Origin of the sequence: Microcystis sp. M_OC_Ca_00000000_C217Col, from assembly GCF_007095585.1 — a bacterium.
In the GTDB taxonomy this organism is placed as follows: domain Bacteria; phylum Cyanobacteriota; class Cyanobacteriia; order Cyanobacteriales; family Microcystaceae; genus Microcystis; species Microcystis panniformis.
The window spans coordinates 1-10,291 of record NZ_SFBV01000020.1; the positions used below are offsets into that span (position 1 = coordinate 1).

Genomic DNA, 10,291 nt, shown 5'->3' on the forward strand with positions numbered 1-10,291 from the left:
AAGATGTTGGGGGCTTCGTTTTTGGGTCTGATTTGTTTTTGTTAATGATCAGACAGTACCTGATGAGCCTTTCTTTGTCAACTCTTGAGGTTGATGCGTTTCATTTTTGAATTGGCGAAGCATCGCTGGCAAAACTCAGTTAGTTTGGTACAAAAATCAGAAACAGTTGTTTAGAAGCAGAACAATCCCCGCTGCCGCTATTCGTCTGAGAATTGAGAGAACTCGTCTGACAATAGATCGATATGTGGAGACAATTTTTGCAGCGCTACAAACCCAAACTAATACTCAAGATTTTGTCCCATAGAGTCTGCTACCACTTTGCCTAACAGTGGTGGCACAGATTCTCCAATTTGAGAGGCCATATCAGTATAAGTCCCTAAAAAGTGAAAATGATCGGGATAAGAATGTAATCTTGCTGCTTCACGAATTGTGATTGTCCGATTCTGGGTCGGATGAAAAAATCTGCCAGAACCGGGATGAAAAAACCACCTTGTAATTGTTCTTGCTGGTTTATCCCAAGAAAGTCGACCATAGGCCCCGCTATAGTGTTTTTTCGGTGCTAATTCAGCAGGTAAATCTCTCGCATCTTGTCCTTCCGCCAGAATTTGCACTCTTGACATTTGAATTGGTGTTAAAGGACGGGCAATATGATTAACAATTTTTTGACTTTGCTCACGCATCTTCTGTTGATATATGGTCTCGGGTTCCCTAGTATAAATTTCGTGATCATAAGCTTGTCCTGCTTCTAAAGTAGGTAAATCACTAATGGCATCTTTAACAGTAGTAACTGGGGCAATATTTGGTTCTAGTAAAGTAAGCTGTGTCCAAGATTTTACAGCTTTATAATCACTTCTGATATCACCAGAATGAGTTGCTTGGGGAAGGGATGGTAAACGCTCTAGACTAGCTAAAAAAAAGGCTCTTGAGCGAGTTTGTGGCACTCCATAATAAGCGGCGTTTAGGGAAGTAGTAACTACTTGATAACCCCAAGATTCTAAATGTGCTACAATTTCATCTCTGATGATACCGCCATAAGCTTTCAAAATTTCAGGAACATTTTCCATGACTACATGAAGAGGACGAAACTCTTGAACAAATCCTAAGAAAGACTTATATAAATGATTGCGAGAATCATTAAGATAGCGATACCCAGCTGGGATATTTCGTGAAAATCCTTGACAGGGTGGACCCCCGATAAGGGCGGTTAATTCTTCTCTTTGTAAACCTAAGTATAAGCGCAGTTCTGATGGATTAACTTTGCGGATGTCTTCCTGAAAAGTGCGTGTTTTAGGATAATTATGTTGATAGGTTGCTAATGCTTTCGCATTTACATCAATTGCACAGATAGATTCAAACCCGGCTAAATGAAATCCCGTGGTCAATCCGCCCGCACCAGAAAATAAGTCGATAATTTGTTGTTTCATGGTTGAATACTATCGTATTCGGAGCCTCTTGTCAACTAAATATCCTAGCGATGATAGCGACGACAGGCAGTTTCATAAGAGGAGGAGGGGACGGAAATTAAAGACCCGATATTCTATCATAGCGATTTGCGATCGACCTTGGTTGATCGATCGTGTTTCTGTTCGCTGGGAAACGTTTAGGCAGCCAATAAGGCTGAAATGCCTGAAATCAGCACCTAGTAAGGTCTTTAGCCCCCGCGACCAACCTGATTGCTGAGAAGGGAGAAAAAAGCTGACGGTTAAAATAACTGATCACTGCCTTTTTCTAGGATTGAGAATCAGAATCTACCCCTGTCTTCACTTCGGGGATAATATCGGGTCTTTGGGCATCTTCCCAACCGACCGGGCGTTTAGAATTGTACCAAGCGATCGAACCGATGGTGACAGCAGCGAGAAAACCGACCACATAAACTGCCACAAAATAAACGGGGAATTTGCCACTGGCCACTTCTAGGAGTAAATACATAAGTTTTTCACGATTAAGCTTTTAATTTGTATATCTTAACAGAATCAGACCCCTCATCCCTATTTTCGATCGCTACTGGTCCACCAACCGGAAGGCAGCCAAACACCGCCATGGAGAGCTATTTTTGCCGGTGTCATCATATATCCCCAAGCTTCGCCGATTAATTCTCGCTCTAGATTATAAATAGGAATTCTGCGACGCTGATACTCGTTTTCTTCTGCAGCTCTGCCGGGTTGATAATCTTCCAAACCATCCAAAAGCCCAATATCATAATCTGCGTTAAAAGTCAATAAAATTCCTTTCACCCAGCCATCCCCCTCGGTCAGTCCGGGATAACCGAGGGCGGTAAGATGGTATAAATGCCCCTTTGTGTAGGCGGTTTTAGAGTTGATCACTTTTCCCGCACAGTAGGCAGAATAGTTACTCTCCCTAGGTTTCAGTGTTCCATAAACAAAAACTTCCATCATCGATCCAATTGTGCCGCTACTCCTCCTAATAGGATATCGCGAACAAATTGACTGGCTAAAAGTTCGTGGGGAAAACCAAGAGAAATGGCGCTGATATTATCGAGTCGTTGCAGATGTTCCCCAGTTAGGTTAAAGTCCACACAGGCTAAATTATCCTGCAATTGGGACAATTTTCGAGCGCCAATGATAGGAATTACGGCGTTAGGCCGATTTCTTAGCCAATTTAATGCCACTTGTGCCGGTGATTTCTCAATTTCTCTGGCTATCTCTAGGACAGTCTCGGCAATTTTTAAATCGCGATCAAAAATTTGAAAAGGTTGGTCGGTCATGCTTAAACGTCCATCGACGGGGTTGGGTTGATTATATTTTCCCGTTAAAACTCCTCCTCCCAGGGGACTCCAAGCTGTCACCCCGACATTGAATGCTTTGGCCATGGGCAATAATTCCCGTTCGGGGGTGCGTTCCTTGAGAGAATATTCTATTTGTAGTCCGATAAAGGGTGTCCATCCCCGCAGGGTGGCCAGGGTGTTTGCTTGGGAGACAATCCAAGCAGGACTGTCAGAAATGCCGATATAAAGCACTTTTCCCATCCTGACCAAATCATCGAAAGCACGCATCACTTCCTCGATAGGAGTGAGAGAGTCCCAAATATGAAGCCAGAGTAAATCGATGTAATCAGTACCTAAACGCTTTAAACTAGCTTCTACCGCCTGAAAGAGGTTTTTTCGATGATTTCCGCAGGCATTAACATCGCCGGGGTGCGTGTTGAGAGAATATTTCGTGGCGATTACCCATTTTTCTCGATCGCCCTTGACAAATTCCCCCACTAATGTTTCACTGGTTCCGTTAGTGTAGATATTAGCAGTATCGAGAAAATTGCCGCCCGCTTCCGCAAAAGCCTGAAAAACCGCCCGACTTTCCTCTTTATCCGACCCCCAACCCCAATCTTCCCCGAATGTCATCGTTCCTAGACATAGTTCGGAAACCCGCAGACCACTATTACCTAAAAGTTTGTAACGCATAATTAACTAAAATTTTGAATAAGAAGTTAATTATAATTGAATTTGATCGACATTTTTGCTAAGTACATTTGGTGCAATTTTGAAAAGTTAACCCTGGCCTTATTGGTTAATCAATTTTGCTTAGGTACTTAAGTAGGTAGGTGTTAAAAGTTGTCAGATCCCCCCCTTATCAAGGGGGGCAGGGGGGATCCCCCCGCCTATCGGCACCCCCCTTATCAAGGGGGGCAGGGGGGATCAGAGGCAAAATCTATCTTCAATTTAATTATAACTAAGTACCTAGGCAAAATTATTTACACATGACGATCATTGCCCCGTAAGGGTTTTAGCTCGATCGGGCAGGTAATTAATTTTGCATGACTACTTACTTACTTAGCAGACTCAGGCTATTTAGAAACAGCCCAAGAACGCACTTCACCTAAAGTTACAGGGGTGCGATCGCTAACATCAATGGTAAAGCGAAAAACTCGTTTGGCCCGCAGACCATTTTCGGGATCGAAGAATTTTAATTTCACATCCCAGCATTCACTTCCATAGCGACAGAAGGGGCTTTTTTCCACTTCAATACTGTGTAATTCCATTCCCATTGCTACTGCCTGGGAGAAGGTTTGTACCGCTTGAAAAGCGTTAGTAGCGGCAAAATTTAAAGCGCGATCCCGGGCGATTTGTCCGACGTTGCGTAAGTCATAATAAATGCGATTTAAGAAACTGGTTAGAGAACGCCGCATCCTCGCTTCATCGGCGATTTCATGTTCCGTGCGAACAGTTTCTATGGCTGATTCAATCAAAGTATTAACTTTCCAGCCATACATTCCTCGCGGACTATTAACTTTAATGACGGGAACAATTTGACCAGAAAAAAGTCTCACGGTTTCCTCAGTAAGAAGACCGGGGATACTCACCCTTTCAATATAATCTTCGTCTGCTTCTGGCAATATTTGACCCGCTAACATATATTGCATGACTTGATAAATCTCAGCGGCGAAGGCTCCCACTGGTTTAATTGCATAGATGGGAGTTAGTTCTAAATTGACTGTCCAAATTAAAGACTTAGTTTCTGATAAATTACTTTCTAAATAATCTACCATTTGCCGCGCATCGTAGGGATTGGATGGTAATTCAAGATTATCGATCGTGATGGTTGGCATTAACTGTTTAAAGGTATCCCGACGCGCTTCTGTGCCGAAATCATAGCCTAAAGTTCCTAACACATAAACGAGGTTTGAACGTTGACTAGGAACGACACTATTAAAGACAATATTTTTATTTGTTTGATTATTTTGTATTAATCCGGTTGAGGAAACATTTTCTGAAGCATTGCTAGGAGCGATCACCGGTTCTAGTGTCGCTGCTGTTGGGGTGGTTACAATTGTTCCCTGAGTCGCCATCTCGGTTGTATTGGATGGGATAACCGAGGTGGTCACTGTCATCGGAATTACCGCCGATTCTATGATATTATTCGACGAATTGTTATCCGCTTCAACAGTTTGTAATTTCTCTCCCGTCAGCAGTTCATAAGCACCCGCAATATTGATTTTTCCTAATAAACAGCGTTCCGGTTCTTCTACTTCCTTAGGATCGCAAGGGATGGCACTATTAATTAAGGCGGCTCTTACTGCTTCTGCGTCGGGAGATAACCCCTGTTCTAATTGCAAACTCATTAATAAAGCGGCTGTTCCTGTCACAATGGGAGCGGCGCAGCTAGTCCCTTTTTTGCGGATGGGGTCATCGGTTCCGGGTTGAGCGCCTAAAATATTCTCTCCTGGAGCGAGAATCCCTTGCGTTGCATATTTACCGCCAAAATTACTAAATTTAAATGGCTCACCTGTATCTTTCATTGCTCCTACTGTCAGGACATTTTCTAATACCGCAGGAACGCACCAACACTCTCCTTTATCATTACCTCCGGGGGCAATCACCAGGATATTATTAGCTTGAGCTTGACGAATTGCTTTATCAATAAATTCGTGCGCTAATCCGCTTTGAGTTGGGTGACAAGCGGCACAATGGATAATATTAACTCCCTGTTCAATAGCGGTACTAATTGCGCGAGAAAGATTGAGAGGATTAATAAAATCTTCGTTGCTATAGGCGATGGGAATATTAATTACAGTAGCCTGAGGAGCAATCCCTTCTACGGGTGAATCTGGCTGGCCACAAATGGTGCTGATAATATGGTTAGCATGGAAGCGCAAATGCAAACTGTGGAGGATGTTTTCATCAGGGATAGCTTCTTTGAACAGATACTCTTTTTCTTCATCACTTTTGTCACTTTTTTCTATATCTAAAAAGGCTTGTAAGTGTTGGGGATCGATGGAAAATTCTTCGGACCAATAGGGATCAAGTCGGGTAATATTTGCTCCTTGAAAACAGGCGCGATCTAAGTCAATCGGTCCATCAAGAACGGCGATTTTGATGCGGGGATCGCCTTTGGTATGGGAGCGAAGAGCAGTCATTCCGGGGATAGCATTGAGATCAGGCATAGTTTTTGCAGGTTTTCAAGAACAGTTATAGAATAAAAGCTAGATAACAAAAATAGGGGAATTAAAGATGAGTGCAATCACCCCAACGGCACAACCCGCAACCACAATTCAGGAACCTTCGACCACGGTTTATTGCGATTCCCCTTTACCCGACCACACCCAACTCCCTGATAAAGATGGAAGTTTTGTGAAAAACTATCAAGAGCCTCCCCAAGCAGACCTTTTAACGGATACTATTACACCCCTTTTAGAACAATTACATCCTGACGGTAATTACTGTCTGGGTCGAGATTGTGGGATTTATTGGCGATTGCCAGAGCATCCAGAATCCCTAGAAAAAGGTGCTGTTGCTCCCGATTGGTTTTATGTTCCCCATGTCCCCACGACTATTGATGGTCAAGTCCGGCGTTCTTTTGTGATGTGGAAAGAAACCATTGAACCGGTCATTGCCTTAGAATTTGTCTCAGGTAATGGTGAAGAAGAACGGGATAAAACGCCTGTTAAGGGTAAATTTTGGATCTATGAGCGAGCGATTCAAATTCCTTTTTATGGAATTTATGAAGTTAACAAGGCCCAGATCGAGATGTACCAGTTAGTTAATGGTCGTTACCAAAAAATGACTCCTAATCAGCGCGGTCATTATACCATTGTTCCTTTAAAGGTAGAGTTAGGAATTTGGCAGGGGGAATACCAAAATCAATCCTTTCCCTGGCTTCGCTGGTGGGATGGGGAAGGTAACTTGTTGTTAACTTCCCAGGAATCTACTCAACAGGAACGACAACGAGCCGAACAGGAACGACAACGAGCCGATCGCCTAGCGGAACAGTTAAGGGCCTTGGGGATAGAACCTGAAGATTAATGGAAAGTGTTTAACACCAAATTCGACCCCGACGAAACGGCGGATCATTGGGATTCGCCTTGCGATCTTTGAACATGGTTTTCCAGCGTCCGTAATCTTCTAAACCAGTGGCGGGAACGTATTTAGCTTTAGGTTGAGTTGTTTCTGGTTGCTCAATCTTGGGTTTTTCCGTGGTTGGTTGGTCAACATTCGCAGCAGCGGGTGTTGATTCTGGCGCACCTTTAGGTTTACTAGCCATTGTTTGATTTCCTCCAGTGTTTTTTACTAGGTTTTAGAAGTCGATACTAATAACGAAAACCGCCAAAAGAGGACATTTTCAGATAGCCATAGTGAGGGTATTGAAACTGAGCCGGATCGTTGTAGTTCGCTCCATGAACTAACTTAACTAAGATAGATACCAAGTCTTCGCCATCTCCATGAATAATATCGACGCATTCATGGGGATGAATGAAATGGGGTCGTTTGACGGGAGCAGATTGTTTGGGAAGTCTCACGGTTGTTTTGGGGTAAATAATGGGGGTAGGGGCGAAGCATTCGGGCATAACCTATCGCTGAAACCTTAGATTTCCTATCCGAATGCTTCGCCTGTACTTGAAGTCAGAAGTCAGCGCAGGGGAGAGGACTAATAAGGAGAAGACCAGGAACGAACTTCGCCCAAGGTGACAGGAATTAAGTCACTCACATCTATTGTAAACCGGAAGATTTTACGAGCGCGGCGGCTATTTTCCGGGTCGAAGAATTTTAACTGTACGTCCCAGCAATCGCTATCCATCCGACAGAAAGGACTCTTAGAAACGTTAATACTGTCGAGTTCCATCCCCGCACCCACAGCCTCAGAGAAAGTTTGCGCTGCTTGGAAAGCGTTGGTCGCGGCAAAATTGAGGGCGCGGTCTTGGGAAGTTTGCCCTAAATTGCGTAAATCGTAGTAGATGCGGTTGAGGAAACTACTCAAAGTGCGACGCATTTGGCTTTCTTGGGCTTCTGTTTGTTCTGCACCAACGGCTTCTATTGCCGCACTGACTAAAGTATTGATGTGCCAACCATAAATTCCCCGGGGGCTATCCGGTTCAATGACGGGAACAACTTGTCCTGAGAACAGGCGTACTGTCCGCCCAGTAATCCGTCCCGGAATGCTAACACGCTGGATATATTCGGGGCTGTCTTCTGCTTGCACTTGTCCTGAAAGAAGTTCCTGTAAAGCCGCATAAACTTCCCGGGAAAAAGAGCCAAGGGGTTCAATGGCGTAAATTGGCGTAAGTTCCAGATTCAGGGTCCAGATTAAGGATTTAGCCTCCGAGAGGTGGTCAGCTAGGTAATCCACCATCTGACGGGCATCGTAGGGATTAGAGGGAACTTCAATACCACCAATTACCGCTGTCGGCATCAGTTGTTTAAATGTGTCCCGACGGGCTTCGGTGCCGAAGTCATAGCCCAAGGTGCCAATGGCATAGACGATGCCACCAGCAGGTTCAGCAGCTTGGCTAGGGGTAACAGGTTTATTAGTAGTTTCGGGCATGGATACTCCTTGAGAGGTGGTGACAGGATTGGGAATTTGGGCGACGGGGATTACCGGTTCGCTAGTTGCGGCACTCAGTTCGAGGTTTTGGCGTTGAGCCTCAGGGGTTTCCGGCGTACCACCGCAGCCACAGCCTGATGCTTCTACTGTTGCTTGGGTTTCCACAGATTCGGACATGGTTTCTCCTGTTAGTTGTTTAATTGCCCCAGAAATGTTCAATACTCCGGCTAAACATTTTGGTTCATTTTCGCTGTCTGCATATTGGCAGGGGAGGCCGCTTTTTAGTATTGCCTCCCGGACTGCGTGAGGATTGGGAGTTTCTCCTCGCTGCACCTGCAAGCTGAGTAATAAGGCGGCTACTCCGGCGACAATGGGCGCGGCGAAGCTGGTTCCACTCAGTTGCACAGTCCCGCCGCCCGGTTTTGCCCCTAAGATGTTTTCTCCAGGGGCAAGGATGCCTTGGCTTTGGTAGGTTTCCCCCCAATTACTAAAGTCGAGGGGATGGCCTCTAGCATCAACCGCACCCACCGCGAGGACGGCGGGAAGGGCCGCTGGAACTTGGAGGCATTCACAGCCATCATTGCCGGCAGCGGCAACGAGAAGAATATTTCTCTCGTTACACATCTCGACGGCACGAATTAGCCAGTCTTCGGCTTCTCCCATATCGGTGAGGGCCCCGCCGCTAATATTAATCACTTTTGCGCCATTTTCGGCGGCTTGTTCAATCGCCCTCGCTAAATCGAGTTGGGAGAGTTTGCGGTTATCGTCAGCGAAGACGGGGACGAGTAGGCCTCGACACTGGGGGGCAATTCCAGGGATTTCGCTGTTGGGTTGTCCGAAGATGAGGCTGGCAATATGGGTTCCGTGAGTGGACATTTGCCCCGCGTTGGCTTGATGCTGGACGAGGGTGGATAAACGGGTTAGGTCTGCCCCATTAAAGCAGGGATGGTCGGTATCAACTACACCATCGAGAATGGCGACGGTTATTTCTGCTGCGCCTTTGGTTTGTTTTTGTAGTTCTTTTAATCCCGGAATAGTTAAGACGTTCATCTTTTTTTAATTCTTGGGTTAACCGATAAAATTAATAATTAAATACATCACAAACCTTTAAGTTTAATTCTTTGAATCTGGGAGATTTTACTAGGTCATCATTGCTAAAATTACCAACCTGTGTGTAAGCATTTCCTCTTAATTCTAAGACTAAAATAGTTTGAGTTTGAGGATCAACTATCCAGTATTCAGGAATCCCACAATCTTGATATTGGCTTCTTTTGGCGATGTAATCTCTCTCTCTTTGGATTTCCCCCGGACTAACCACTTCAATGACTAATAAGGGGGGTGCCATGGAAAGAAGAATCGTATTTCTCTGGGAGAGTAATTGAATATGTTTTTCTCGAATAATGGTTAGGTCAGGATAACGGTTTTTCGGTTCGCCTCTCACTTCTAATTCTAAACCATGTCCTCTGACTCTATCTGTTCCTAGCATCAAAGCAAAGACTAGAAAAAGACGATTAGCAATTTGAAAGTTAAGTCCTGATTCTGGTGGCATTTCTACCAATTCTCCGTTAAATAATTCATAAGATTCCTCTGAATTATCCTCATATTGTAGATATTCAGCGAAGGTTTGAAAGCGGGGTTTTGTGGTTAACATAATTTCTTCATCTCTTTTTGTTGTTTAATTAATTTTTATGGCAACCAATCGCGATCTAGTAATTGTTCTAGTGAGTAAGGACATTGAGAGGGAAAAATCACAGTATTCGCTGTTTTGATTTTGACGAAACCTAACGCATCTTCATAAATATAGTTCAATTCTTCTTCTAAATAATTACGGAGATTAGCCGTCATTTTTCGCCTTAATTGAGTCCGAAAATTATAAATTTCTTCCTGCCAATTAATTGTATTATACTTTAGACGTTCATAATCTGAGATTTATTAAACTTCTGAAATCGTAGAGTCAGCAAGGAATCCAGTTCTTTTTTATGTTTCAGATGGGCATCATTCAGACATTCATAAATAGC

General features: G+C 44.2%; 10 protein-coding genes and 2 pseudogenes. 1 reads left to right on the top strand and 11 read right to left on the bottom strand.

Annotated elements, in window-relative coordinates; genetic code table 11:
• Positions 1–278: 278 nt before the first annotated feature.
• The 5 genes from EWV66_RS00970 to EWV66_RS00990 all read right to left on the bottom strand — a co-directional run bounded on the left by EWV66_RS00970 (position 279) and on the right by EWV66_RS00990 (position 5,898).
• Positions 279–1,424, bottom strand: coding sequence for a DNA cytosine methyltransferase (locus EWV66_RS00970; RefSeq protein ID WP_072926932.1), 1,146 nt, complete (start codon positions 1,422–1,424; stop codon positions 279–281).
• A 304-nt stretch (positions 1,425–1,728) separates the two neighbouring features.
• On the bottom strand, positions 1,729–1,929 hold the full coding sequence (psb35, locus tag EWV66_RS00975; RefSeq protein WP_002782108.1) for a photosystem II assembly protein Psb35: 201 nt from the start codon (positions 1,927–1,929) through the stop codon (positions 1,729–1,731).
• 59 nt (positions 1,930–1,988) lie between these two features.
• Entirely contained in the window at positions 1,989–2,396 is a 408-nt protein-coding gene (locus EWV66_RS00980; RefSeq protein ID WP_072926930.1) for a gamma-glutamylcyclotransferase family protein, read from the bottom strand.
• Complete coding sequence (locus EWV66_RS00985) at positions 2,393–3,418, bottom strand: aldo/keto reductase (RefSeq protein ID WP_072926928.1); 1,026 nt, start codon at positions 3,416–3,418, stop codon at positions 2,393–2,395. The genes EWV66_RS00980 and EWV66_RS00985 overlap by 4 nt, the downstream gene beginning before the upstream one ends.
• A gap of 383 nt (positions 3,419–3,801) precedes the next feature.
• Complete coding sequence (locus tag EWV66_RS00990; protein ID WP_287108541.1) at positions 3,802–5,898, bottom strand: S8 family peptidase; 2,097 nt, start codon at positions 5,896–5,898, stop codon at positions 3,802–3,804.
• Between the two features lie 67 nt (positions 5,899–5,965).
• On the opposite strand from EWV66_RS00990, the gene EWV66_RS00995 reads away from it, so the two are divergent.
• Positions 5,966–6,757 carry a Uma2 family endonuclease gene (locus EWV66_RS00995; RefSeq protein WP_052278193.1) on the top strand — a complete coding sequence of 264 codons (792 nt, stop codon included), beginning with the start codon at positions 5,966–5,968 and terminating at the stop codon, positions 6,755–6,757.
• Positions 6,758–6,767: 10 nt separating this feature from the next.
• Here EWV66_RS00995 and EWV66_RS01000 read toward each other — a convergent pair whose 3' ends face one another.
• From EWV66_RS01000 to EWV66_RS01025, 6 genes and pseudogenes are all read right to left on the bottom strand, one after another.
• On the bottom strand, positions 6,768–6,995 hold the full coding sequence (locus tag EWV66_RS01000) for a cyanobactin biosynthesis PatC/TenC/TruC family protein (protein WP_052278192.1): 228 nt from the start codon (positions 6,993–6,995) through the stop codon (positions 6,768–6,770).
• A gap of 46 nt (positions 6,996–7,041) precedes the next feature.
• Positions 7,042–7,299: a cyanobactin biosynthesis system PatB/AcyB/McaB family protein gene (locus EWV66_RS01005; protein ID WP_052278191.1), complete on the bottom strand. Its 258-nt coding sequence runs from the start codon at positions 7,297–7,299 to the stop codon at positions 7,042–7,044.
• 80 nt (positions 7,300–7,379) lie between these two features.
• Entirely contained in the window at positions 7,380–9,323 is a 1,944-nt protein-coding gene (locus EWV66_RS01010; RefSeq protein ID WP_287108538.1) for a S8 family peptidase, read from the bottom strand.
• A 31-nt stretch (positions 9,324–9,354) separates the two neighbouring features.
• A complete protein-coding gene (locus EWV66_RS01015; RefSeq protein WP_052278190.1) occupies positions 9,355–9,924 on the bottom strand; it encodes a Uma2 family endonuclease in 570 nt (189 codons plus the stop codon).
• Between the two features lie 35 nt (positions 9,925–9,959).
• Positions 9,960–10,181 (bottom strand): annotated as a pseudogene (locus tag EWV66_RS01020) (DUF29 family protein); the annotation flags it as partial.
• Positions 10,181–10,291 (bottom strand): annotated as a pseudogene (locus tag EWV66_RS01025) (IS630 family transposase); the annotation flags it as partial. The pseudogenes EWV66_RS01020 and EWV66_RS01025, both read right to left, overlap by 1 nt.

What these genes read in the sequence shown, in the direction of transcription:
- EWV66_RS00970 (WP_072926932.1), bottom strand. Translation starts at nt 1,424, where the DNA reads ATGAAACAACAAATTATCGACTTATTTTCTGGTGCGGGCGGATTGACC.
- psb35 (WP_002782108.1), bottom strand. Translation starts at nt 1,929, where the DNA reads ATGTATTTACTCCTAGAAGTGGCCAGTGGCAAATTCCCCGTTTATTTT.
- EWV66_RS00980 (WP_072926930.1), bottom strand. Translation starts at nt 2,396, where the DNA reads ATGATGGAAGTTTTTGTTTATGGAACACTGAAACCTAGGGAGAGTAAC.
- EWV66_RS00985 (WP_072926928.1), bottom strand. Translation starts at nt 3,418, where the DNA reads ATGCGTTACAAACTTTTAGGTAATAGTGGTCTGCGGGTTTCCGAACTA.
- EWV66_RS00990 (WP_287108541.1), bottom strand. Translation starts at nt 5,898, where the DNA reads ATGCCTGATCTCAATGCTATCCCCGGAATGACTGCTCTTCGCTCCCAT.
- EWV66_RS00995 (WP_052278193.1), top strand. Translation starts at nt 5,966, where the DNA reads ATGAGTGCAATCACCCCAACGGCACAACCCGCAACCACAATTCAGGAA.
- EWV66_RS01000 (WP_052278192.1), bottom strand. Translation starts at nt 6,995, where the DNA reads ATGGCTAGTAAACCTAAAGGTGCGCCAGAATCAACACCCGCTGCTGCG.
- EWV66_RS01005 (WP_052278191.1), bottom strand. Translation starts at nt 7,299, where the DNA reads ATGCCCGAATGCTTCGCCCCTACCCCCATTATTTACCCCAAAACAACC.
- EWV66_RS01010 (WP_287108538.1), bottom strand. Translation starts at nt 9,323, where the DNA reads ATGAACGTCTTAACTATTCCGGGATTAAAAGAACTACAAAAACAAACC.
- EWV66_RS01015 (WP_052278190.1), bottom strand. Translation starts at nt 9,924, where the DNA reads ATGTTAACCACAAAACCCCGCTTTCAAACCTTCGCTGAATATCTACAA.